Genomic DNA, 24,899 nt, shown 5'->3' with positions numbered 1-24,899 from the left:
AATCAGAAGATGAGGTGCAAAATATTGGATTCAAAAACATTGGTAGACAAAATCGTTGCGGCTATGGAAGATAAGAAGGCAAAAGATATAAGTATAATTGATATTCATGATATTACTATTATTGCCGATTATTTTGTTATATGCAGCGGTACATCCTCGACGCATATAAAGGCTATAGCCGATGAAGTAGATTTCAAACTGGCTGAAATGGGGCTGGAGGCACACCACAAGGAAGGTTACGATTCTGCAAGATGGATATTACTTGACTATGCAGATGTTGTAATTCATGTTTTCCATCAGGAAGACAGAGGGTTTTACAATTTGGAAAGGTTATGGTCTGATGGAGAAATGACCAGCATTAGATATTGAACATTGTAATAAGTTATGCTTTAATATATTGAGAAAAGCATTAATTAGGCTTTTCTTATTTTGTGCTGTTTTGGAGAAGTATTAGAACATTAAAAATCAATATATATATTAAAAGGTAAGGATGTTATAGTATCCTGCCTGGAAACGGAGATAAAATGATTAGTGCAAACGGTGTCTCTCTAAGGTATGGGGGACGTGCTTTATTTGAAAATGTAAACATTAAATTTACTCAGGGAAACTGCTACGGATTGATAGGTGCCAATGGTGCCGGAAAATCAACCTTTCTAAAGATAATTTCCGGTGAAATTGAGCCCAATAAGGGTGATATTTCAATTTCTCCCGGGGAGAGAATGGCTGTTTTAAAGCAGGATCATTACGCATACGATGAATTTGAAGTTATTAAAACCGTAATGATGGGCCACAAACGATTGATTGAAATTATGGATGAAAAAGAGGTACTTTACGCAAAGTCTGATTTTACAGAGGAAGAAGGAATAAGGCTTTCTGAATTAGAAGGAGAATTTGCGGAGTTGAACGGATGGGAAGCAGAATCTGACGCTGCAACGTTATTAAATGGATTAAACATAACAGAAGAGTACCACTACAAGCTCATGAAGGATCTTGACGGTAATCAGAAGGTAAGGGTGCTTTTGGCTCAGGCTCTTTTCGGAAATCCTGATATTCTGTTACTGGACGAGCCTACCAATCATCTTGATATAGCATCTATTACTTGGCTTGAAAACTTTCTGGCCAATTTTGAAAATATAGTTATTGTAGTATCCCATGACAGACACTTTTTAAATCAGGTATGTACACATATTGCTGATATTGATTTTGGTAAAATACAGCTTTATGTCGGAAACTATGATTTCTGGTATCAGTCAAGCCAGTTGGCACTTCAGCAGGCAAAGGATGCAAACAAAAAAACGGAAGCAAGAATAAAGGAATTGCAGGAATTTATTCAAAGATTTAGTGCGAATGCTTCAAAATCAAAACAAGCTACTTCTCGTAAGAAATTATTGGATAAACTAACACTTGAGGATATAAAACCTTCATCAAGAAAGTATCCTTTCGTGGATTTCAAGCCGGAGAGAGAAGCCGGAAACGATTTACTCATGGTAAACGGACTTTCAAAGGAGATTGAAGGTGAAAAGCTTCTCAACGACTTTAACCTTATAGTAAATAAGGGTGATAAGATAGCATTTGTCGGAACATACGGAAATGCAAAAACTACATTATTTAAAATTCTTATGGGTGAGATGGAACCTGACAGTGGTGATTTCAAATGGGGTATAACTACGTCACAGGCATATTTCCCAACGGACAACTCTGAATTTTTTGACGGTGTTGACTTAAATTTGGTGGATTGGTTGAGACAGTTCTCAAAGGATCAGACAGAGACCTTCCTTAGAGGATGGCTAGGCAGAATGCTATTTTCGGGCGAAGAGGCCTTAAAAAAGGCTTCGGTACTCTCAGGAGGAGAAAAAGTTCGTTGTATGCTATCAAAGATGATGCTTTCAGGTGCAAATGTACTTATTCTTGATGAGCCTACAAACCATCTGGATTTGGAATCTATCACTGCACTGAACAATGGTCTGATTAACTATAAGGGAACAATTCTCTTTACTTCTCATGACCATGAGTTTGTTCAGACAATAGCCAACAGGATAGTTGAGATAACTCCTAAAGGAATTATCGACAGGCAAATGACATATGATGAATATCTTGAAAATGAAGATATTGCAGCATTAAGAAAAGAGCTATGGTCTTAAAAAGTCATTTAGAAAATTAACACATAATAAAAATAAATGTCCAAGGGTGAACTTAGCCTTTGGATATTTTTTTACATAAAATACATTAACAGACTATTATGTATTGTAATGTAAAATAAAATCGATTATAATCAAATTATAAGAAAAAAGAATGGGTGAATATTGATGCGATACATAAAGGATTTACAGCCATATAATAAATTCTGGGGGAACTGTATTGTAAATATGTTCCTTTCTGTACTAACAAAAATTGATGCCAGCTATGAACCTCTTGCGTATCTGAATTATTATGAGTATACTTATTATCCGGACAATGTTTTTCATTTGGACTACACTATAGAGTACTACAATTTTTTCGCAGAAAATATCTTCAAATATGAATCATATAATTTTAATAATAAGGAAAATTTTTTACAAGAATTTAAAGATATTCTCATAAATAACTCATATGCAACTCTCAACGTTGATTTATATAATTGGAACAGATTCTCGTATTATTATAATAAAATTCATACATCTCATTTAGCTTTTGTTACAGGTTTTGATGAAGAAAAAGATGTTTTCTATGCATTTGAAGATGATGTAAACTTATTTTATGATATAAGAGAAATTCCAACAAATGAAGTAATTCAAGCTTTTAATTCGCCACATAAACAAATCAAGACGGACTACAGGATTCTTACCTTTAAAAATGACTTTATTCCCCCCTACGAAATAGACATAAAGCAGTTTATAAAATGTACAAAGAAATTGATTTACAATCTGGATATGCTTATAGAAAAGCAGGAAGTTGTAAACAAAACAATGATAAATGAAGACGCATCTAAAATTTATCATTACAATTATGAGTTTTCCAAGATATCAAACAGGTTAAAAGGGAACAAGCTATTACTTTGCACGTTAAAGGATAAGGGACTATTGGATGAACACCTGACTGATGAATTAAATGAAGTATGGGACGAGTACTGTATCACGTGGAAAAATATCCAGAGTGTTTATCTAAAACATTGTCTGAGAAATAACTTTGATGAACTTGATAATATAGAGGAAAAGATTTCAGATGCTTTTATGACTGAAAAAGAAGTGTGGGAAAAAGTTGTTGAAAATATAAAAAAGCCGCAATAATAGGAATTCTTATAAATTCTATTACTCCGGCTTTTAGGTTATGTATTTAAAAAATTAGCCCACATTTTCAACATACCTCTTGATTTTCTTGGTCGTTGTTTTTACAAACTCTTCTTCACGTATTGTAAAGTCTTTTATTCGCTTATAAAGCGGCATCTGCTTGTTTATTTCCTTGATTTCACCATGAATAACCTTGCGTATTTCATCATTTGAAACAATATTAAAATTCAGCTTTGCCTTTATCTCATCAATGTCAGGTACAATCTGTGCATTGACTTCGGTTTCGCCGGTTTCTTCATCAAATCTGCCCCAAACAAGGCTCTCCTTGACAAATTTACTTTTTGCAAGATATGCTTCAACTTCTTCAGGGAATATATTTTTACCGTTCTTTGTGACAATGACATTTTTCTTTCTGCCTGTAATATAAATAAAGCCTTCATCATCAATATATCCTAAGTCACCGGTATATAAACGGTCATTTTTCAAAACACTTCGGGTTGCTGATGGATTTTCGTAATAACCCAACATTACACAATCACCGGAAATAACAAATTCTCCGATACCATCCTCGCCAGCATCTTCAAGCTGTACATCCACTCCTGCAAGTGGCTTTCCGGCGGAATCATGTCTGAACCCGCGGTCATTGTTAACAGCGACTATAGGTGAAAACTCAGTGAGTCCGTAGCCTTGGACAATACGTATACCCATAGCACATAAATCATTTGAAACATCCGGATTTACCGCAGCAGCACCGGAAATGACCAGTCTTACTCTGCCTCCGAAGGTATTTAAAACTTGTTTGAACTAATTTTTTTCGTATATCTACTTTTAAGAAATTATATAAAAAATTGCTTATTTCTATTGCAGTATTGAATTTAATTTTACCCATACGGGTTTTTGAAGCCTGCTTTACAATTTTTTTATGCATGTTTTCAAGTATCAGAGGAACCAACATAAGGATTGAAGGTTTTGTCTCCTGTAAGTTTTGAACTATATACTTTAGCCCCTCATTAAATGACATACAACATCCGCTGTACATCATTACCAAAAAACCTGCCGTACACTCATAGGTGTGATGAAGAGGTAAAATAGAAAGAACACTGTCGGTCTCGTCTATGTAGAGCATTGATACAACAGCTCTTACGTTGGACACAATGTTCTTGCTTGAAAGCATAACCCCTTTGGCCAAATCTGTTGTCCCTGATGTAAAAATAAGGGCACACATGGCATCGGGGTCTATCTCGGCATCCAGATAATTCCTGTCGCCTTGTTTCATTAAAGCTCTGCCCTTTTCAATCAAACATGAATAGGATAGAAACCCGTCCAAAATTTCTTCTTCTTGATCAATGTCTATGTAATATTCAACCCTGGAATTATAGGATAATTTCAACATATCGCTGCGGTATTTTGATGAAAAAACAATTGCACTGACTCCCGCACGTGAAATAAGGTTTTCAACCTCATTAAAAGGAAGCTCCTTGTCTAAAGGAACTACAACACCTACTCCGCCTGTTATTGTCAGGTAGGAGGTACACCATTCTGCCCTGTTCTGAGACAAAATGGCAATTTTTTTGTCCTTTAGACCTAAACTTATCAATGCCGTACCAAAAGCGTCAATATCTCTTTTGAGTTCAGTATATGTTTTTCCGTAGTACTCACCATTTTTGTCTTTAATGTAAAATGCGTTTCTATCTCCGAATAATTTTGCGCTTTGAACCATGAGATCTTTGAGATCAGTGATTTTCCTAGTCTGGTAAATCGGTTCGGTTCTCATTGACTACACTCCTTTTAAAAAAGCCAATAGTATTTTTCAGTTATTTACTGCATATAAACATATACTATAATATAAGTATATTTAAATTAAATCAATATATGAGGCAAATAAAAACATAAAAAGTCGGATTATTAATTGAAGTTTCTTAATTTGTATTTTCTTTTTCTTGATATTTTTCTTAATATAAATCTCAGAATAAAAAAGCAAATTATTACAGTTACTCCAATTACAATGTATTTAAAGAGGTTATTGCCTGTTATATCTTTTACATAGTCCTTGGATTTGGATTTCAGTGTTTGTTCAACGGTTCTTGAAGAAACGATATCTACTTTGCCCAGCGATACACCTTCTCGTGTATACTCAATGCTTCCAAGAACCGTCCCTTTCTTAATAGGAGCTTTTACATCCTGCCTGACATTAATTTTTTTATCAAGGCGCCATTCGTTTTTATCATTAGGTAAAAGTGCCTCAATTACCCCGTTGGTTATAAGATCAATCTTATCCCCATTTGCTGCATCCTTGACAGCGATTTCCTGAATTTTAGTGGAACGGTCAATAATCATTTGTCTGGAATAGTTTTCGTAGCCTGCCTTTAAAAGGGTTTTTGTAAAATCAAACACACTTCTGTTGGGTTTATTATTTACACCGAGGACAACAGAAATCAATTCAAGGCCATCCTTATTTATGGCACTGGAAATAAAATTTGCACCTGCTCGGGAAGTCGAACCGGTTTTTAAGCCTGTAATGGTAAACTGGTTTCTGTCGTCACCTGTTTCAGGACCGTACTTAAAGGATTGCCCCAATAATTTATTTGTAGTATTAAGTACATTCCAAGTTTTATGTTTATTTGTGGCTGGCAGCATATTAAGTTGCTTCTGGCCTACAATTTCACGAAATAAAGGGTATTTTAAGCACTCTTTTGCAATGAGCGCCAAATCTCTTGCAGAGGAAAAGTGTTCCGCATCTTTTTCATATTCATCAATTCCGCAGGGATTAGTGAAAGTAGTATTTTTTGCTCCGGCATCGGCAGCAACCTTGTTCATTTCTGTCATAAACTTAGATTTATCATTATACAGGTTTTCAGATATTATGTTAGCAGTTTCATTTGCCGAAACTATCAAAAGAGCATGAAGAAGGTCATTTAACGACATCTGTTCTCCCGGCATGATGCCTATATTCATACCCCCTACGCCTATATCGCTGACTGCCTCATTACTGGCGGTCATTACCTGATCCATATTTCCTTCCTTAAGAGCTACTAATGCAGTTGCTATTTTTGTAGTGCTGGCAGGGCGCCATTTCAGATCGGGCTTATATTCGTACAAAACACTTCCTGTTTTTGCATCCATTAGTATGTATGAAGCAGCATCAATGTCAAGATTTGCACAAAATGCAGGTGAGACTTGAAATAGTAATATTATTGATATGATTAATGTTGCCAGTACTTTCTTCATAACTCCTCCTCTGAAATAAGTAAATATATTATAAGTATAAAGCAAGAATTCACTTTTTTAAACTTTTTTATAGAGTTTTATTTAAATAATATGGTAAAATACTAAAATATGTAATATAATATTTAAGAAACAATTCTATATTTTCTTTATTTCTTTCCACAGTATAAATTATAAAGCTGAATTTTCAAAGTATTATTGGTTGGCAGATGTGGAAATAAATTTATATATTTCAACCGCTTTTTCTATTTATTCCAAAAATCTTTTATTTTTAAAACTTAACATAATAGGAGGTATTCTATGGAGATATCTGTTTTTGGCAAGAAGATATTTTTAAGTAAAATTCATGCAGTGTGTATAATTGCAGTTCTGGTATTAGGTGCAGGTATTTTAGGTTTCATTCTAAAGCAAGTTTATCACCCACTTGAAACACCAATTGTTGAAGAAAAAAATACCGCAATGGTATCAAAGGAGGCGGAGCCTTCGGAAGTAGAGACCGAGGAGGAAAAAGTACCTGATATTAAAGTCTACGTTACAGGTTGTGTAAACAAACCGGGAGTAGTAACAATAAAAAAGGGACAGATTATTGAAGATGCCATAAAAAACGCCGGTGGTGTCACCAAACAAGCTGATCTTGATAATATAAATCTGGCGTATCCTTTAAATGAAAATACTATGTTAAGAATCAAAGCCAAGGGAACGGCAAAAGCAGCAAGCACAGGCAAAACAGGTAATCAGCCTCAATCAGTAAAAGCTGCGGGTGGAGATCCCTTAAACAGCGGTGTTGATATTATAAATGATAGCTTGGGAGCTGATGTGGGGGAGAAGGAGAGCAATTCAGCGGATGGCTCAAAAACTAAGCTTCTGAATATCAACAAAGCATCTCAGGCAGAGCTTGAAGAGCTTCCAAATGTAGGCCCGTCAACTGCAAAAGCTATCATTGAATACAGGGAGCAAAAGGGTGGTTTTGCAAAACTAACAGACATTATGAAAATAACAGGAATTAAACAAAAGACATTTGATAAAATAAAAAATTACATATGCGTTGACTGATTTTATAGAGACACAAAACAAGAAACCGGCTATTTTCAGCCGGTTTGAAATAATTTAAAGGAGGAAAATATAATTTAATCCATGCACATATTATATTATTATACTTAGCTATTTCAAATAGTATTAATATACGATTTTCTTACAATAAATAACCAAAATGATATGCAATATTAACAATTACTTGACATATAACGGCATAATAAACACTAAAAAACATACGTAAACTAATAGTACCGAAAATGCCGGCAGTAAGAAACCTAAAAATAGTTTAAAATATTTCTTTCTCCTGTCTCTCTTACAACGTATAACCCTTTTGTTTCTCAAACCCGTCCTCCTGCTTTTTATAATGTAATAATAATACCAATAGCTATATTATTTACAATTTCTAGAAAGTTTAACATCAAATACAAATAATTCGTGGAGTATTGACATATAAAAACAGTAAGGAATATAATAAATAAATAGATATTTTAATATCGACAAAGGCGTTGACGAGAAGAGTAAGTAAAATATGAGGTTTCAGAGATTGGATATTATTAGCTGAAAGTATCCAAACCTTCACTTTACCGAAGACCACCTCCGAGCTGTATCGGTGATAACGTTATAATCAGCGTATTTTTACGCACAGAGCAGAAAGTAGGGTGGAACCGCGAGATAACTCTCGTCCTTATATAAGGACGGGAGTTTTTTATGTCTTATAAAGTATTGCCAAAGGAGGTTTTTGTACATGATAAAGATAACATTGAAAGACGGTATTATAAAAGAATACCGGGAGGGTGTTACAGTCCGTGAAGTTGCAGAGAGCATAAGTGCGGGACTGGCCAGAGCCGCATTGGCCGGAGAAGTTAACGGCAGGGTAACGGAGCTTGATTTTAAACTTGAATGTGATTGCAGGTTAAATCTTTTAACCTTTGAAGATGAAGGCGGAAGGCTTGCCTACAGACACACTGCCTCCCATGTTTTGGCTCAGGCTGTGAAAAGACTGTACCCTGATGCCAAGTTGGCAATAGGACCGGCAATAGATTCAGGATTTTATTATGACTTTGAAAGGGAAAAACCATTTTCAATAGAAGAACTTGATAGTATTGAAAAGGAAATGGAAAAAATAATAAAAGAGGATATAAAGCTGGAGAGGTTTGTTCTTCCAAGGAACGGGGCAATAAAGTTCATGGAGGAAAAGAGTGAACCGTATAAGGTAGAGTTGATAAAGGACCTTCCGGAAGGTGAAGAAATATCCTTTTACAAGCAGGGCGACTTTACAGACCTTTGTGCTGGGCCTCATTTATCAGGGACAGGTAAATTAAAAGCAGTAAAATTACTTTCTGTTGCCGGTGCCTATTGGAGGGGTAATGAGAAGAATAAAATGCTCCAGAGAATATATGGTACAGCCTTCCCTAAGAAAAGCCAGCTGGATGAATACCTTTTCAGAATGGAAGAGGCAAAAAAGCGTGACCACAGAAAGCTGGGAAGGGAGCTGGATTTATTCGATATATTGGACGAAGGCCCGGGCTTCCCGTTCTTTATGCCAAAAGGTATGGTTCTTCGAAATCTTCTTGAGGATTTCTGGCGATCTGAGCACAAAAAAGCCGGCTATCAGGAGATTAGAACACCTGTTATACTGAACAAGGAACTCTGGCTGAGATCAGGACACTGGGATACTTACAAAGAGAATATGTATACTGTGGATATTGATGATCAGGAATATGCCATAAAACCCATGAACTGTCCCGGAGGAATTCTTGTATTTAAACGTAAACTTCATTCTTACAGGGATTTGCCTCAAAGAATGGGAGAGCTGGGTCTGGTGCACAGGCATGAGCTTTCAGGGGCACTTCACGGATTAATGAGAGTAAGGTGTTTTACACAGGATGATGCACACATTTTTATGACACCTGATCAGATAACTTATGAAATTGTTGGTGTTATAAATTTGATAGATGATTTTTATAAAGTTTTTGGATTCAAATATAATGTAGAATTGTCCACAAGACCAGAAAACTCAATTGGTTCTGATGAAATGTGGGAATTATCTACACAGGGACTTAAAAAAGCATTGGATTTAAAAGGCATTAAGTACACTGTAAATGAGGGAGAAGGTGCATTTTACGGGCCTAAGATAGATTTCCATCTGGAGGATTCAATTGGTCGTACGTGGCAATGCGGAACCATTCAGTTGGATATGAACCTTCCGGAAAGATTTGACCTCAGTTATATTGGTCCGGACGGCGAAAAGCACAGGCCTGTAATGATTCACAGGGTTGTTTTTGGAAGCATTGAGAGATTTATAGCAATATTAACAGAGCATTTTGCAGGAGCATTTCCAACATGGCTGAGTCCTGTTCAGGTTAAAATCCTACCACTGGTTGACAAGCATAACGACTATGCATATGAAGTTAAAAAGCTTCTGGAAGCTGAAAATGTCAGGGTAGAGGTAGATATCAGAAATGAGAAGATAGGTTATAAGATTCGTGAGGCCCAGATAGAAAAGACTCCTTATATGCTTGTAATAGGTGACAAGGAACTGGAGGGCAGGCTGGTGTCTGTCAGATCAAGAAAAGACGGCGATGTAGGAACTATTTCACCTGAACAGTTTGCAGAGAAAATATCTGATGAAATAAAAAATAAGCTGAAATAAACAGTTATTAATAAACGGAGGTAAAAAATGATTAAGATTACGTTAAAGGACGGAAGTAATAAGGAATACCAGAATGGTATTACAATCAAGGAAGTTGCTGAGAGCATCAGTGCGGGACTTGCAAGGGCGGCTCTTGCAGGAGAGGTTGACGGAAGGGTGAAGGAACTTGATTTCAAGTTGGAAAATGACTGTTCACTTAGCCTTTTAACTTTTTCAGACGAAGGCGGAAGACTTGCCTACAGACACACTGCATCACATGTTCTTGCACAAGCTGTTAAAAGGCTGTTCCCAAATGTTAAGCTTGCAATAGGCCCGGCTATAGAAAACGGCTTCTATTATGACTTTGATACTGAAAAGAACTTTGCACCAGAAGATTTGGCAAAGCTCGAGAAGGAAATGGAAAAAATAATAAAGGAAGATATTGCCCTGGAAAGATTTTCATTGCCAAGGGAAGAAGCAATTAAATTCATGGAAGACAAGGGTGAACCCTACAAGGTTGAACTTATAAAGGATTTACCCGAAGGCGAAGAAATATCCTTCTATAAACAGGGGGACTTTGTTGACCTTTGTGCGGGGCCTCATCTTCTGTCAACAGGAAAGCTCAAGGCTGTAAAACTTATGAGTGCTGCAGGTGCGTACTGGAGGGGCAATGAAAAAAACAAGATGCTCCAGAGAATTTATGGTACAGCCTTCCCTAAAAAGAGTGAATTAGAAGAATATGTAACTAAACTTGAAGAGGCAAAGAAAAGAGATCATAACAAACTGGGCAGAGAACTTGAACTGTTCACAACTGTTGAAGAAGTAGGACAGGGCCTTCCTTTGCTTATGCCAAAAGGAGCTAGAATTATTCAGACCTTGCAAAGATTTGTAGAGGATGAAGAAGAGAGAAGAGGCTACGTGCTGACAAAGACTCCATTTATGGCAAAGAGTGACTTATATAAGCTATCAGGACACTGGCAGCACTATAAGGACGGAATGTTCTTATTGGGAGATGAGGATAAGGATGAGGAAGTTATGGCATTAAGGCCTATGACCTGTCCGTTCCAGTTTATGATATACAACACAAAGCTTCATAGCTACCGTGATTTGCCTATAAGATACGGTGAAACTTCTACTTTGTTCAGAAACGAGGCATCCGGGGAAATGCATGGTCTTATACGCGTCCGTCAGTTTACTATTTCAGAGGGACATTTGGTTTGTACTCCTGAGCAGCTGGAAGACGAATTCAAGGGAGTTGTTGACCTGATTAAATTTATGATGGAAACTCTGGGAATACAGGAGGACGTAACCTACAGATTTTCAAAATGGGATCCTAAGAACAAGGAAAAATATATCGGAAACGAAGAAGACTGGGAAAATGTTCAGGGACAGATGAGAACTATTTTGGACCACTTGAGGATAGATTATAAGGAAGCAGAAGGTGAAGCAGCCTTCTACGGACCAAAGCTTGATATTCAGTGCAAGAATGTTCACGGAAAGGAAGACACCATTATTACAGTACAGGTTGACTTTGCCCTTGCTGAAAGACTTAGCATGGTTTATGTTGATAAAAACAACGAAAAGAAGCATCCATATATAATCCACAGAACGTCAATAGGTTGTTATGAAAGAACACTTGCAATGCTTATTGAAAAATACGCAGGAGCATTCCCAACCTGGTTATGTCCTGTTCAGGCAAAAATTCTTCCTTTGGTTGACAAGCATCATGATTTTGCACAGAAGGTTGCGCAAATGCTCAGAGACAAGGGAGTAAAGGTTGAAGTTGATACAAGAAATGAGAAGATTGGCTATAAGATTAGAGAAGCCCAGATGGAAAAAATACCGTACATGCTTGTAATAGGAGACAAGGAAATGGAAAACAATGCTGTTTCGGTACGTTCCAGAAAAGATGGCGATCTCGGAGCTATGTCTGCAGAACAGTTTGTTGACAAGATAGTTGAAGAAATCAGAACCCGAGCAAAATAACATTTACTTTTATGTATATTTATGGTAGCCTTTTGAATAAGAAAGATGTATTCAAGGGGTATACATGAACGATACAAATTACCATAATGTTATAAGAGAAATGATAAAGGAGGAGACATCCATTGTAAACAACAGGATGAACTGGCTGATACTTCTGGAAGGCCTTTTATTTGCAGGCTATTCAAGCTTATCAACCAGAGGCTTTTCGTTATATATTATTGGAATACTTGGGTTTGTGGTATCCTTATGCATGAGGTATTCGATTTTGTCCAGTGAAAAAGCCATAGCGTTCATAATGGATAACTGGAACAGGTATTTAAAGAAAAACAATATGAAATATATGGATTTCCCGCCGGTCTGGGCTGGAGCCAATCTACAGACAAACCGTTTACAGGCAATTATGACCGCACACAGATTTATACCTTTTGTGTTTATGATTGCATGGGTTTGTTTGATTATAAATACTTTGCTGCTGCATTTAGGCATACTTAAATAGCATGTCCATAAGATATTGAAAAACAAGGTGTGAGTACAATTACAGGTGTTCATACCTTGTTTTTTAAAATTATTTATAACATTACCTTGGGTTAAGCCTGAGTTCCATCCAGTCAAATGCTATCCAATCACTTGGACCGGCAGTTGACGTATTTACTATGGTAACTCTGTTGTTTCTTCTGAAATTAGGTACATTAAAGGTTAAGTCTCTCCAGTTGTCAAACATTCCTCCGGCAGGTACACCATGCTGCAAAGGCACAGGGCCGTTATGGACAACAGAACCGTTTATTGTAATTCTGGCAGAGTAACGGTTTACAGGTACACTTGAATGGTCATCAAGAACCGACCTTATAACAATTTGTGCTCTTTGGTTTCCCGGTACAATTAAAAAAGCTGGAGAATCAAAAGTCCATGTTCCCTGATTACCCGTATAAAGTATATCTGCATTTCTGCTTGGATTTCCATAGTTTGGGTAACCTGTCAGCTGTTTAAATAGAACTATGCTGACAGTTGCAGGGTTATTGCTTAAAACTGGTGGTGGGTCGCCGGGTCGCCCGACGTCAGTGTAATCATCGGTATACTGGTAAGCATCATATTGAGATGGTACAGTGTAATACGGTTGTTCCTGCATAACCGTTGGCTGCTGGCTTACGAAAGGATATCTGATATAAAACATAAATCATCCTCCTATAACATTATATTTACATAATATTCAAAAGATTAGCTTTATGTTACCTGTTCCATAATTTGTATAATTTTAAAGTTATTTAAAATGATAGTCTCATAAAATTGAATTTATAAAGCATATAAGTTAAAATAATCTTAAAGTATTTCTGTGGAACTAATTTCACTGGTCAAGTAGACATAAAATTGTTATTATTAATTTTGAAGGCCAATTTATATTAAGAGGTGACATATGCAAAAAAGAATAACAGGTAATTTACTTAAAACAGTAACTGCGGTTTTGATTGCGGGGAACATGGTTATGGGCTCAGCTACTGTTCAGGCGGCTGGTGTAAGTGATTTGAACAAAAGTTCAACGTATGCCCGAGAAGCTATACAATGGATGGCAAACAATAATATCATTAGCGGGGATAAGCAAGGAAACTTTAATCCACGTCAAAGCATAACAAGAGCTGAACTTATAACGCTACTGGTAAAGGCACTGGACATTGATACTTCAAACCTCCCGGCAACAGCTACTTTTTCGGATGTACCTGCAAGCCATTGGGCTTTCAAATATGTTGAAGCTGCCAACAGGGCGGGCATAACCAGTGGTACCGGAAGCGGTAAGTTCGGCATTAGCAGTCTGACTACACGAGAACAGGTTACAACAATGCTTTTAAACTATCTTTCAGTATCAAAGGAGGCTATTGTTGCAGAGCAGGGTTTGGATGACCTTTTAAAATTTAAAGATGAAGGAAAAATGTCTGATTGGGCAAAGGCATCAATCAAGTTTGCTGTCTCAAATAATATAATGAGCGGAGTAAGTGCTGATTCATTTTCTCCGTCAGGAAAAGCGACAAAGGAACAGATTGCTGTTATATTATACAAGTTTTTAAATTCCAAGGATAGTATTGAGCAAAATGCAGCTGCACTAAAAAAAGTGGTTGTTACTTACAATGATGACTTAATTAAACTTCAAACACCTTCTAAGGTTATTGAAAATGACATAATGATTCCGGCTGAGGTTTTTTCAAAAACAGGGGTAAAGGTTGATTTTGATAGCCAGGTAGGCATAATAGCCATTAAAAGCTTGACAGCTCAGGATAAAAATATCTATATGAATATAGATAACAAATCAGCTTATGTAAACTACGCGGGTAGCGGCAACCCAATTTCGGATCCAGCTGCTCAGGATAAACTGGTTACCCTAAATAATGCACCTGAACAAATAAGTGGGGTAGTTCTTGTTCCTGCAAAGGCAGTTGTCGATGCTCTTGGTTTTACAATGGAATGGAACGCTAAACTCAACCTGTTGAAAATTAAGGATAGTACTATTCCTAAGAATCCACAGCTGTACAATGCAATGAAGAGTATGCTGGATTATAAGGGTGAATATAGTTCAGAATTAATAATAAACATGAAAGAAAATAGCTCGAATATGAATATCGGTATGAATATGTCAATAAGTGGAGCTATAAACGGGAATAATTCAACATCAAACTCCAAATTTACTATGTCATTTGACGGGGAACAGGAAGATTTAATGGATTATCAAACTATAAATATCGGAGACAAGATATATGTAAAAAATCCAGAGACAGATTCCTGGAACACATACACCAGAAGTCAGGCAGAGGAAGAGGGTATCCTGTATACTGATTTGGAGGCTGATAGAAATGAAATGCTGAGATTATTGGATGTTTATGGAAAAATGAACATATCTAATGAGGGAAAAACAATACTCAATGGAGAGGAAGTTTCAAAGTATCAGGTGAGGCTGAATATGGAATTACTGCAGGGGTTGTTATCAGCAGATATGCTAGAATATGGCTTAGGACTTGAAGATATATACAATAATGGCCTTGACACAAGAATGTTTATATATGTTAATTCTCTAGGGCAACTGGTAAAGCAGTCAATTGTTATTTATGGTTCTATTGATATGGATGAAATGGAAGGGTCATCAGCGGAAATTAATATGACAGTCAATAACATGTATACCAATATCGGAAAAGAAATAGAGATTGTAAGTCCCATAAAATAATCTAGTCATAGTTAAGGAGCAGCAGTCTGAGCTAAAGCAGACTCTGCTTTTTTTGTTAAAAATAATATGGAACCTTTTTCATCCTAAAGTGTCAAATAAATTAAAGTAGTACAAATTTACAAAAAATCTGAGGTGGAAAATATGGGGATTAAATCAAAATTAATTTGTATATCAGTAACTGGTGCACTGCTTCTGTCAATGACAGTTTCAAGCTTTGCTGCTGTAAGCGGGTTTAATGATCTAAAGGATGTAGGGGCAAAGGATAAGATACTTACTTTGAAGGATAAAGGCGTTGTACATGGTACGGGCAGAGGCAATTTTTCACCTAAGGAACCGGTTACTGCGGTTCAAGGAGTACAACTAATAGTAAATGCTTTTAACCTGAATCTGGATTTTGTTAAATTTGCCAGGGAGCCAAAGGCCACTGATTATTTTGTGAAGGCGGACAATAATGCATGGTATGCTCGAGGATTGATTATTGCGGCAGTAAATAGTATGCAGCTGCCCGGTGATCTTGATCCTGCACAAAAATGGACAAGGGAAGAGTTTACTCATTGGTTGATACAAACCATGGAAAGCCACTATTATCTGCCTACTGTGAAAATCGCATACCGGGAGATTGCAGATCAAAAAGACATTACACCTGAATATGAGGGTCAAATACAAAGAGCAATTCTCTACAAAGTTGTTAGTTTGGACAGTAACGGACAATTCAATCCAAAGGCGGAAATAACACGGGCAGAGGCGGCAGAAGAAATTTATAATGCTCTGAAATATATTGAAGCACGCGCAGTTGAACAGACACAGGAATAAACACAAGAATATATTAAATGCAGAGGGCTTTTTGAAATATCAAAGGCCCTCTTTTTTATTGACATTATATATCAGAGTGATACAATATGACTATATCACTCTGATATATAATGGAGGTGTGGAAATGAAAAACAGCAAGACAAAATATGCAGTGTTAGGAGTAATAAGCCTATTAGGTCCTATGTCAGGCTACGATATAAAGAAATTTTGCGATAAGTCTATTTCGTTTTTTTGGAACGAGAATTTCGGCCATTTATATCCTGTACTGGCACAGTTGGAGTCTGATGGACTGATATTGAGAAGCCATTCAGAAGAAGATACGAGAAAAAAGTTATACATTATTACGGATGAGGGCCGTAAAGAACTGAAATCCTGGCTTGTTGAGCCGGTTGAATATCAGCCTAAAAGATCGGAGCTTTTATTGAAGTTGTCCTTTGGAAATCAGATGCAGCAAAAAGATACTATTTGCATGCTGGTAGCCGCCAAAGCAAGAAATCAGTTAAAGTATGACCAGCTAAACAGCATATACGAATATTATCTGAATAATGATGATGCAAAGAAAAAGCCCCAGTATCCATACTGGCTTGTTACCCTTCAATACGGTATTACATCTCTGGAGGCATCATTGAAATGGTGTGATGACACAATTGAGTTTTTAAACAAATATGAAGGGGGAAAATAGGATGAAAATATCAGAAGGATTGGCGATGTTGGAACTGAAGTCAAATGTACAAAATGTAGAAGGAATAATGTATCCCGTAATCGTATGGGATGAAAATGATTTAGTATTAATAGATACTGGTTTGCCCGGACAGGGAAGCAGCATTTTAGATCTGATAGAAAAGGAAGGAGTGTCACCTGAAAAACTGACAAAAGTCATAATCACCCACCATGACATGGACCACATTGGGGGTCTTACAGAAATAGTTAAAAAAGTTGAGGCCAGCAGCGGTAAAAGGGTAGAAGTTTTGTCCCATGAAATTGAAAAGCCTTATATTCAGGGAGACTTGATGCCCTTGAAGTTTACAAGGGATAAGATGGAAGCACTAAAGAAACAGATGGAAGGGCTGTCTCCTGAAAAACGCGAGCAGTATCAAAGCCTGTTTTCTTCCAATAAACCCGTGGTGACTGAAACACTGGTGGATAATCAGGAGCTTTCTTACTGTGGAGGCATCACAATAATACATACTCCCGGACACACAAAAGGACACATCTGTGTTTACCTGAACAGGTACAAAACTCTTTTAGCAGGAGATGGTTTGAATTTTCAAAAACTTTCGGACGGCGAACTGAAGCTTATAGGGCCTGACCCACAATTTACGCATAATATGTATGAAGCCGTAAAATCGCTGAAAAAAATAATGGATTACGACATACAGAAAATAGTTTGTTACCACTGCGGTTTGATTGAAAATAATTTAAGTGAACAAATAAAACAAATTTTGGATTAAATCAGGGTTATTATAAAAGGAGACTTTATGTACAACAATATTAACAATATTTATCCCTCTGATAAGAAAGAAATGTATAAGCTATTAGCGTCACAAATGAAAGCACTTCTTGAAGGAGAAACAAACACAATAGCAAACTTGGCCAATGCTTCAGCTTTATTGAATGATGCGCTTATTGGAATTAACTGGGTAGGTTTTTATATCATGAATAATGGGGAGCTTGTACTGGGTCCGTTTCAGGGAAAGGTGGCCTGTGTTCGTATCGCCGTAGGAAAAGGTGTTTGCGGAGCAGCAGTGGAGGAAAACGCAACTCAATTGGTTATGGATGTTCACAATTTTCCGGGACATATTGCTTGTGATAGTGCGTCCAATTCCGAGCTTGTAGTGCCCCTTCGCCATGAAGGAGCAGTAGTAGGAGTACTGGATATCGATAGCCCGCAAATAGGCCGGTTTGACATGACAGATGCTGACGAACTTGAAAAAATAGCACGTATTATTGAAGTATCTTGCCAATGGAACTGCAATAAATAAAGTGTGAAAAGCATAAACTTGTATCAATAGTAACCCAAAAGAAAGCCTTTGATACAAGTTCATGCTTTACACATGCTATTATTTACTTGTTTTCCAGGAGCCTTCTTCCGTACAAACTGACTGCATACCGTTCTCAGTTGTAATTTTTGATCCTACTGCGTGTCTCTTGTGGTCGTATACACAGAATGGGTCTTTTCCTGCATTTCCCGCACCATTTATTTTTTACTTTTCTTATTTCATTTTCCTGACTTATATTATCAACGGAGATACTGTCTTGTTGTTTTCTATTCTGCATAAGTATCAAATCCTTTCGTTTTGTTAGCTGATAAAACCTTCTATATAAATATGTGTAAAAGCAATCAGAAAGATTCCATGAAAAATCAGGCAAGTAAATTGTTAAAAATATTTAACATTACGACCATACTTTTTTAATAAATTTTGAGTACAATGTTTATGCAGGGAAAATTGGGGTATATATACCATGAAAGGAGTGTGTAGCTTTGTTGGATTCCAGAAAATGTTTGGAGATTTATGAATTTTGTCAGAGTCAGTATAAAAAACTTGAGAAAAAGACGGGATATTATAGTCCTAAGCATGATAAGGTTGTCATGGAACTTGCGTCAAAAGAGTTTCAGATGAGTGAGGCTACCATTAATAATGCCTTTGATTTAGCTGCACAAACATTAAGTAAAAACAATAAAAGTAAGTCTGAAAGAATAATCAGAAACAAGCTTATTCATGGAACCTTCTAATCAATATATAAAATATATAAAAAATTTAGGCATAGGCATTAAAAGTCTGTGCTTTTTTTATATATTAAAAAAACAGATGTGGAGTAAAATTGTATCAATTACAAAATAATTACATTATTACAATATTATCGTCGATTGTTGAGAATAATTGGCTTGTAGGATATAATTTAACTAAGATTATGCTTAATTAGTACAATCTATATTTGGGGGTGTATTATGTATCACTTTTATACAACAGTTTTTCTGGTAGGAGTTTTTTACACCATTATTTCTTTAATTATAAGTGGTATATCAGGAGCTTTTCATTCAAACGGGGACTTTGGCGGCTCTCATATGCACGGACATGGAGGAGACAGCGGGCATATGCCGGGACATGTTCATGCCGATGGGGGAGGTGTTGATGGAAATCACTCGCTTCACGGGTCTCATAGTGGTGATGGGACTGATATGTCAAACAGCATCCTTACGTGGGTGGGATTATTATTCAATCCATTGGTAGCAGTTTCCTTCCTGACAGTGTTTGGAGGGATAGGAATTACCAGTACTAAATTTTTAAGTTGGAATTGGGTTGTGGTTTTAATAATGGCATTGGGTTCCGGAATAATCATTTCAACAATTTTATATAATTTAGTTGCAAAGCCCCTTTACAGGAGTGAAAATTCTTCTGACGTATCCAGAGAAAAACTTTTGGGAGTTCAGGCAGAAGTGACAACCGATATTATGGAAAATGGTTTTGGTACTATCAAGTACACTATTAATTCAATAAAATACACCGCACCTGCAAGACATGTTGAAAATAAACCCGTAAAACAAGGTGAAAAGGTATTTATATGTAAAATAGAGAATAATACTTTCTATATAAGCGAGTTGTCAAAAGTATTAATTTAGAAAACAACTTTTATTTTCCAAATATATTAAATCTTTATATGGAGAATTTAAGGTTGAAATATAAAAATCACAAAGGAGTGTTAAAATGTTAGATTCAGTTTATTTTGTGCCGGGAGTAATTATAGTTGTACTATTTATATTGATTCTCACCTTTGTTTCAATGTACAAAAAGGTACCTCAGGACAAAGCATTGGTAGTAACAGGATTCAGAGGCAGAAGAGTTATAACAGGTGGCGGCGGTATTGTTGTGCCGATGCTTGAAAGAACAGACATTATTTCACTGGAAAACATGCAGATAGATATAAGAATTGACGGTGCCTTGACTTCTCAGGGAGTTGGAATAGTAGCTGATGGAGTTGCAGTAGTAAAGGTTAAATCCGATAGAGAGTCCATCCTGTCAGCTGCTGAGCAGTTTAATACTTCAAAGGGACTTGACTATATGCTGGGGATAATAGCAAAAACTACTCAGCAGGTTCTGGAAGGTAAGCTCCGTGAAATAGTTTCAAAAATGACTGTAGAAGAAATCTATAAAGACAGAGAAACATTTGCATCACATGTTCAGGGTGTTGCAGCAACAGAGCTTCAAAACATGGGTCTTGAATTAAAGGTTCTTACAATCAAAGATATAGCTGATAAAAATGGCTATCTGGAAGCTCTTGGAAAACCTAGAATCGCTGAAGTAAAGAGAGATGCTCAGATAGCAGAAGCAAATGCCACCAAGGAAACCAAGGTTAAAACCGCGGAGGCTAACAGACAGGGTGAAGAGGCAAGAATCCAAGCGGAAACACAGATAGCTGAGGCAAACAAGGACAAGGAACTAAAGGTTCAGTCCTATAACAAGGATCAGCAGACTGCTAAGGCTGAAGCTGACCTGGCATACGATATTAAAGCCAATATCGTTAAGAAGGAAGTTGCCGAAACTGCGATGCAGGTAGAAATAATTAAGAAACAGAAGGAAATTGAACTTGCAGAACAGGAAGCTATGAGAAGAGAAAAAGAACTTGAAGCTACTGTAAAGAAACAGGCAGATGCCGAAAATTATCAGGCAACAAAGGTAGCTGATGCCAACAAGTACAGAGAGGTTGCAGCAGCGGAAGCAAGATCACGTGCCATTGAGATGGAAGGTGAAGCTAAAGCTAAAGCTAAGAGAGCCGAAGGTATGGCAGAAGTTGAAATCATCAAGGCAAAAGGTGAAGCGGAAGCTCTTGCAATGGCAAAGAAGGCTGAAGCCTTCAAAATGTACAATGATGCAGCCGTTACACAGATGATTATAGAAAAACTTCCCGAAATAGCAAATGCTGTAGCAAGCCCGCTTTCAAAGACAGAGAAAATAGTTATAGTAGACAATGGCGGACAAGGAAAAGGAGCAGCCAAGGTAACAGGATATGTAACAGATATAATATCTCAGCTGCCTGAAACCGTAGAAGCACTTACCGGTATGAACGTACTGGATTTCCTTAAAAAGAATACAGTTCAGACCCAGAATGAAAATCAAGCGGAAGACGCAGAATAGAATCAGATAAAAACAGCCCTGCAAAAGTTTTGCAGGGCTGTTTTTATGCGTAAATACAACATTAAACAAATTTTACATATTTCATATTGTAAAAATTCACATAAATCTTTCATAAAATATTCAAATATTGGGCAATTAAATGAAAATATTATATTTTCATGGTTAAAATTGACATGTATGTTATTACAGGTTTACAATTTATATGTTTTCATAAAATATAAATTGTTGAGGTGAAATATATGTTAAAAAACTTAAAGATAGCACATAAAATAATTTTTCTATCCGCTGTTTTACTTTTGTTCATAGGTATTATAGGTTTTACAGGTTACTATTTTATAAGCAGCTCACATATAGAAGTGAGCAGTATGTACCAGGACAGGCTGTTGCCCATAGAATGGCTGAACGATAGCATAAGTAAAACAAATGAAAATGAAAATTATATACTTTATTTAGTATTTTATAGCAATGATAAACAATCGCAAACTAAGTTTATAAACAATATTGAAAGCAATTCAAAAGCAATAGACGAAAATTGGGAAAAGTATAAAAAAACAAAACTGGATAAATTTGAATCAGACAATATTGTGTTATTTGAAAAAGCCAGAAAAGAATTCAGAGACGTAAGGGATAAAATAATAGAGTCTGCATGTGCCGGAAATAAGAAGGAAGCCCTTAATTTGCTCAATAACAATATTAGTTATTTAAGGGGTGAGCAAAAGACACTCGAGGATTTAGCTGAATACTGTAGAAATGTGGCAAATGACATTAATTCGCAGAATAATAAGAACTTTATTTTTGCAATGGAAATTATGATTGCAATAATTGTTTTTGCTCTGGTAGTTGGTTTGTTACTTAGCTTCCTGATTGCAAATGGGATAATTAGACCTATAGAAATGCTTAAAAAAGAACTCAACTTATTAGTTGAAACAGGCGGTGACCTTACCCAGCAAATAGATATCAAACGTAAGGATGAAGTGGGGCAGCTTGCAGATTCAGTCAATAAATTTTTGGAAAATCTGAGAAATATCGTAAGTGGAATAATTAAAGAATCAACAGTTGTTGAAAACTCAATAGCATTAGTAGAACAGAAAATGGAGGATTTAAATACATTTGTTGAAAATGTGTCTTCTACTACCGAAGAGATTTCTGCAGGCATGGAGGAGACAGCTGCTGCAACAGAACAAGTAAATGCGTCATCACAGGAAATTGAATCCGCAATAGAAGCAATGAATGAAAAGGCTCAAAATGGTTCATTGGAGGCAGAAGAAATAGGTAATCGGGCGGTTACATTAAGAGACAGCTCAATATTATCTGAGAAAACAGCAAATGACATTTATGAAGAAACAACACATAAATTAAAAACTGCATTGGAAAATTCAAAAGCAGTAGAACATATTAATGTTCTAACCGGAACAATATTACAAATATCCGACCAGACTAATCTTCTTGCACTGAATGCAGCAATAGAAGCAGCAAGAGCCGGAGAAGCCGGAAAGGGATTTGCTGTTGTTGCCGATGAGATCAGAAAGCTGGCTGAGGAATCCAAGACAGCAGTAAATGAGATACAGAGGGTTACAAATGAAGTTATTTCTGCAGTTACAGACCTTTCTGAAGGCTCCAGAACAGTTTTGAATTTTCTGGAGACTACTGTTAGACCTGATTATTCAAGCATGGTGAAAACAGGTGAATCCTACAATAACGATGCAGCATTTGTTTTTGAACTTATTTCTGATTTTAGTGCAACATCACAAGAACTTACAGCTTCAGTAGAAGGAATAATCCGCGCTATTAATGATGTAACCAAAACAGTAAATGAGGGTGCAGCGGGAACACAAAGTATAGCGGAGCAGAATATTGAGATAGTTGAAATGGTAAGTAAGGTTAAGAATGAAATGGAAATCAGCAGCAGGAGCACTCAGAAACTTAAGGAAATTGTTGGGAAATTTACAGTATAGATTTCTATGGACTAAAGCCATTAATATAAGTTATACTAGTTCTGCGCATAATATATTTTTTATCAGGGGTACAAAATGAGTATATTAAATGTAGAGAATGTAAGTCACGGCTTTGGTGCCAGAAAAATATTGGAGGATGCCTCTTTCAGACTTTTAAAGGGAGAGCATGTAGGGCTTGTCGGTGCCAATGGAGAAGGAAAATCCACCTTTTTAAATATTATAACCGGTAAGCTAATGCCTGATGAGGGTAAGGTGGAATGGTGCAACAGAATAACAACGGGATATCTTGACCAACATACGGTTCTTACTCCGGGAAAGACTATCAGAGAAGCACTTCGAGAAGCTTTTCAGTATATGTTCGATTTGGAAAAGGAAATGCTGGAGATATATGAAAAAATGGGCGATGCTTCAGAGAGTGAAATTAACTCAATGATGGAAGACGTAGGGGATATACAGAACGTATTGGAGCACAATGGTTTTTATATTTTGGATTCAAAGATAGAAGAAGTAGCAAACGGTCTGGGACTTGGGGATATAGGTCTTGAAACAGACGTAGCAAACCTGAGCGGAGGACAAAGGGCAAAGGTACTTCTTACAAAACTACTTTTGCAGAGTCCTATGATATTAATACTGGACGAGCCTACCAACTTTTTAGATGAGAATCATATTAACTGGCTAAAAAATTATTTGAAAAATTACGAAAACGCATTCATTCTTGTTTCACATGACATACCATTTTTAAATGACGTTGTAAATGTAATTTACCATGTTGAGAATGCTGTGCTCACAAGGTATGCAGGTAATTATGATGAGTTCCAGAGAATGTATCAGCTGGCAAAACAGCAGACCCAGCAGGCATATGAGAAGCAGCAGAAGGAAATTGAGAAGCTTGAGGATTTCATAGCCAGAAATAAGGCTCGCGTGGCAACAACAAACATGGCAAAGAGCAGACAAAAAAAGCTGGACAAGATGGAGATTATCGAGAAGGTTAAGGAAAAGGCTAAACCCATTTTCAAATTCAGAGAGGCAAGGGCTCCCGGAAGGTATATTTTCCAGACGGAAAATCTTGTAATCGGCTATGAATCGGCTTTGTCAAGTCCTTTGAATATCTCCTTGGAGAGAGGGCAAAAAGTAGCTGTAAAGGGAGTGAACGGGTTAGGAAAATCAACCTTAATGAAAACCCTTTTAGCTGTACAAAAGCCATTTTCAGGAAGTGTAAAGCTTGATGATTACCTGTACCCGGGCTACTTTGAACAGGAATCTGAACGTTATAACACAAATACTGCATTAGAAGAGGTGTGGAACGATTATCCCGGTATGAGCAATGCTGAGGTGAGAGGAGCTTTGGCTAAATGCGGTTTGACTACAGAGCATATAACAAGCCAGATGATGGTGCTAAGCGGCGGCGAAAACGCAAAGGTCAGATTGTGTAAGCTCATGTTGAAGGATGTTAACTGGCTTATACTGGATGAGCCTACAAACCATCTGGATGTTGATGCAAAAGATGAGTTAAAAAGGGCATTGAGAGAGTTTAAGGGTACAGTACTACTGGTATGCCACGAACCTGAATTCTATGAGGATTGGGTTACCGATGTGTGGAATGTGGAGGACTGGACAACAAAAATAGTTTAATAACGGTAATATATA

General features: G+C 36.7%; 19 protein-coding genes and 1 pseudogene. 17 read left to right on the top strand and 3 right to left on the bottom strand.

All coding sequences use genetic code 11. From position 1 onward, the window contains the following. The first annotated feature begins 24 nt into the window (after positions 1-24). The 3 genes from rsfS to L323_RS37485 all read left to right on the top strand — a co-directional run bounded on the left by rsfS (position 25) and on the right by L323_RS37485 (position 3,266). Positions 25-369 carry a ribosome silencing factor gene (gene rsfS / locus L323_RS37495; RefSeq protein WP_014312685.1) on the top strand — a complete coding sequence of 115 codons (345 nt, stop codon included), beginning with the start codon at positions 25-27 and terminating at the stop codon, positions 367-369. Between the two features lie 155 nt (positions 370-524). Next, on the top strand, positions 525-2,141 hold the full coding sequence (locus L323_RS37490; protein ID WP_020816819.1) for an ABC-F family ATP-binding cassette domain-containing protein: 1,617 nt from the start codon (positions 525-527) through the stop codon (positions 2,139-2,141). Between the two features lie 165 nt (positions 2,142-2,306). Next, a complete protein-coding gene (locus tag L323_RS37485; protein WP_020816818.1) occupies positions 2,307-3,266 on the top strand; it encodes a hypothetical protein in 960 nt (319 codons plus the stop codon). A gap of 54 nt (positions 3,267-3,320) precedes the next feature. Here L323_RS37485 and L323_RS37480 read toward each other — a convergent pair. Further along, positions 3,321-5,040, bottom strand: a pseudogene (locus L323_RS37480) (AMP-dependent synthetase/ligase). A gap of 131 nt (positions 5,041-5,171) precedes the next feature. Further along, a complete protein-coding gene (locus tag L323_RS37475) occupies positions 5,172-6,494 on the bottom strand; it encodes a D-alanyl-D-alanine carboxypeptidase family protein (protein WP_020816817.1) in 1,323 nt (440 codons plus the stop codon). 297 nt (positions 6,495-6,791) lie between these two features. Between L323_RS37475 and L323_RS37470 the strand changes: the two genes are divergently transcribed. The 4 genes from L323_RS37470 to L323_RS37455 all read left to right on the top strand — a co-directional run bounded on the left by L323_RS37470 (position 6,792) and on the right by L323_RS37455 (position 12,640). Beyond that, positions 6,792-7,544: a helix-hairpin-helix domain-containing protein gene (locus L323_RS37470; protein ID WP_020816816.1), complete on the top strand. Its 753-nt coding sequence runs from the start codon at positions 6,792-6,794 to the stop codon at positions 7,542-7,544. A 727-nt stretch (positions 7,545-8,271) separates the two neighbouring features. Further along, the gene (thrS, locus tag L323_RS37465; RefSeq protein ID WP_020816815.1) at positions 8,272-10,179 is read left to right on the top strand and encodes a threonine--tRNA ligase; all 1,908 of its coding nucleotides are present in this window, start codon (positions 8,272-8,274) and stop codon (positions 10,177-10,179) included. Between the two features lie 27 nt (positions 10,180-10,206). Continuing rightward, positions 10,207-12,144, top strand: a complete 1,938-nt coding sequence (gene thrS / locus L323_RS37460; protein WP_020816814.1) for a threonine--tRNA ligase — start codon at positions 10,207-10,209, stop codon at positions 12,142-12,144. 64 nt (positions 12,145-12,208) lie between these two features. After that, complete coding sequence (locus tag L323_RS37455) at positions 12,209-12,640, top strand: hypothetical protein (protein ID WP_020816813.1); 432 nt, start codon at positions 12,209-12,211, stop codon at positions 12,638-12,640. Positions 12,641-12,721: 81 nt separating this feature from the next. On the opposite strand, the gene L323_RS37450 is transcribed toward L323_RS37455, so the two are convergent. Beyond that, on the bottom strand, positions 12,722-13,315 hold the full coding sequence (locus tag L323_RS37450; RefSeq protein WP_020816812.1) for a hypothetical protein: 594 nt from the start codon (positions 13,313-13,315) through the stop codon (positions 12,722-12,724). A gap of 240 nt (positions 13,316-13,555) precedes the next feature. Here L323_RS37450 and L323_RS37445 point away from each other — a divergent pair, with 240 nt between their 5' ends. The 10 genes from L323_RS37445 to L323_RS37400 all read left to right on the top strand — a co-directional run bounded on the left by L323_RS37445 (position 13,556) and on the right by L323_RS37400 (position 24,884). Next, the gene (locus tag L323_RS37445; protein WP_020816811.1) at positions 13,556-15,349 is read left to right on the top strand and encodes an S-layer homology domain-containing protein; all 1,794 of its coding nucleotides are present in this window, start codon (positions 13,556-13,558) and stop codon (positions 15,347-15,349) included. Positions 15,350-15,490: 141 nt separating this feature from the next. Further along, positions 15,491-16,162 carry an S-layer homology domain-containing protein gene (locus L323_RS37440; protein ID WP_020816810.1) on the top strand — a complete coding sequence of 224 codons (672 nt, stop codon included), beginning with the start codon at positions 15,491-15,493 and terminating at the stop codon, positions 16,160-16,162. A 124-nt stretch (positions 16,163-16,286) separates the two neighbouring features. After that, positions 16,287-16,844: a PadR family transcriptional regulator gene (locus tag L323_RS37435; RefSeq protein WP_020816809.1), complete on the top strand. Its 558-nt coding sequence runs from the start codon at positions 16,287-16,289 to the stop codon at positions 16,842-16,844. 1 nt (position 16,845) lies between these two features. Further along, positions 16,846-17,613, top strand: coding sequence for an MBL fold metallo-hydrolase (locus L323_RS37430; RefSeq protein ID WP_020816808.1), 768 nt, complete (start codon positions 16,846-16,848; stop codon positions 17,611-17,613). A gap of 27 nt (positions 17,614-17,640) precedes the next feature. Continuing rightward, positions 17,641-18,144 carry a GAF domain-containing protein gene (locus tag L323_RS37425; RefSeq protein ID WP_020816807.1) on the top strand — a complete coding sequence of 168 codons (504 nt, stop codon included), beginning with the start codon at positions 17,641-17,643 and terminating at the stop codon, positions 18,142-18,144. Positions 18,145-18,644: 500 nt separating this feature from the next. Then, positions 18,645-18,896, top strand: a complete 252-nt coding sequence (locus L323_RS37420) for a hypothetical protein (RefSeq protein ID WP_020816806.1) — start codon at positions 18,645-18,647, stop codon at positions 18,894-18,896. A gap of 216 nt (positions 18,897-19,112) precedes the next feature. Further along, entirely contained in the window at positions 19,113-19,784 is a 672-nt protein-coding gene (locus tag L323_RS37415) for an NfeD family protein (protein ID WP_020816805.1), read from the top strand. 85 nt (positions 19,785-19,869) lie between these two features. Further along, the gene (locus tag L323_RS37410; protein ID WP_020816804.1) at positions 19,870-21,297 is read left to right on the top strand and encodes a flotillin family protein; all 1,428 of its coding nucleotides are present in this window, start codon (positions 19,870-19,872) and stop codon (positions 21,295-21,297) included. Between the two features lie 239 nt (positions 21,298-21,536). Then, positions 21,537-23,252, top strand: coding sequence for a methyl-accepting chemotaxis protein (locus L323_RS37405; RefSeq protein WP_020816803.1), 1,716 nt, complete (start codon positions 21,537-21,539; stop codon positions 23,250-23,252). 75 nt (positions 23,253-23,327) lie between these two features. Further along, positions 23,328-24,884: an ABC-F family ATP-binding cassette domain-containing protein gene (locus L323_RS37400; RefSeq protein WP_020816802.1), complete on the top strand. Its 1,557-nt coding sequence runs from the start codon at positions 23,328-23,330 to the stop codon at positions 24,882-24,884. Positions 24,885-24,899 lie beyond the last annotated feature (15 nt).

The organism is Ruminiclostridium papyrosolvens C7 (genome assembly GCF_000421965.1).
Lineage (GTDB): Bacteria > Bacillota > Clostridia > Acetivibrionales > DSM-1351 > Ruminiclostridium > Ruminiclostridium papyrosolvens_A.
This window is presented reverse-complemented; position numbering and strand designations above follow the sequence as displayed.

Bases quoted from the DNA above. Each gene is read 5' to 3' on its own strand.
- L323_RS37490 (WP_020816819.1), top strand. From the start codon at position 525: ATGATTAGTGCAAACGGTGTCTCTCTAAGGTATGGGGGACGTGCTTTA.
- L323_RS37485 (WP_020816818.1), top strand. From the start codon at position 2,307: ATGCGATACATAAAGGATTTACAGCCATATAATAAATTCTGGGGGAAC.
- L323_RS37475 (WP_020816817.1), bottom strand. From the start codon at position 6,494: ATGAAGAAAGTACTGGCAACATTAATCATATCAATAATATTACTATTT.
- L323_RS37470 (WP_020816816.1), top strand. From the start codon at position 6,792: ATGGAGATATCTGTTTTTGGCAAGAAGATATTTTTAAGTAAAATTCAT.
- thrS (WP_020816815.1), top strand. From the start codon at position 8,272: ATGATAAAGATAACATTGAAAGACGGTATTATAAAAGAATACCGGGAG.
- thrS (WP_020816814.1), top strand. From the start codon at position 10,207: ATGATTAAGATTACGTTAAAGGACGGAAGTAATAAGGAATACCAGAAT.
- L323_RS37455 (WP_020816813.1), top strand. From the start codon at position 12,209: ATGAACGATACAAATTACCATAATGTTATAAGAGAAATGATAAAGGAG.
- L323_RS37450 (WP_020816812.1), bottom strand. From the start codon at position 13,315: ATGTTTTATATCAGATATCCTTTCGTAAGCCAGCAGCCAACGGTTATG.
- L323_RS37445 (WP_020816811.1), top strand. From the start codon at position 13,556: ATGCAAAAAAGAATAACAGGTAATTTACTTAAAACAGTAACTGCGGTT.
- L323_RS37440 (WP_020816810.1), top strand. From the start codon at position 15,491: ATGGGGATTAAATCAAAATTAATTTGTATATCAGTAACTGGTGCACTG.
- L323_RS37435 (WP_020816809.1), top strand. From the start codon at position 16,287: ATGAAAAACAGCAAGACAAAATATGCAGTGTTAGGAGTAATAAGCCTA.
- L323_RS37430 (WP_020816808.1), top strand. From the start codon at position 16,846: ATGAAAATATCAGAAGGATTGGCGATGTTGGAACTGAAGTCAAATGTA.
- L323_RS37425 (WP_020816807.1), top strand. From the start codon at position 17,641: ATGTACAACAATATTAACAATATTTATCCCTCTGATAAGAAAGAAATG.
- L323_RS37415 (WP_020816805.1), top strand. From the start codon at position 19,113: ATGTATCACTTTTATACAACAGTTTTTCTGGTAGGAGTTTTTTACACC.
- L323_RS37410 (WP_020816804.1), top strand. From the start codon at position 19,870: ATGTTAGATTCAGTTTATTTTGTGCCGGGAGTAATTATAGTTGTACTA.
- L323_RS37405 (WP_020816803.1), top strand. From the start codon at position 21,537: ATGTTAAAAAACTTAAAGATAGCACATAAAATAATTTTTCTATCCGCT.
- L323_RS37400 (WP_020816802.1), top strand. From the start codon at position 23,328: ATGAGTATATTAAATGTAGAGAATGTAAGTCACGGCTTTGGTGCCAGA.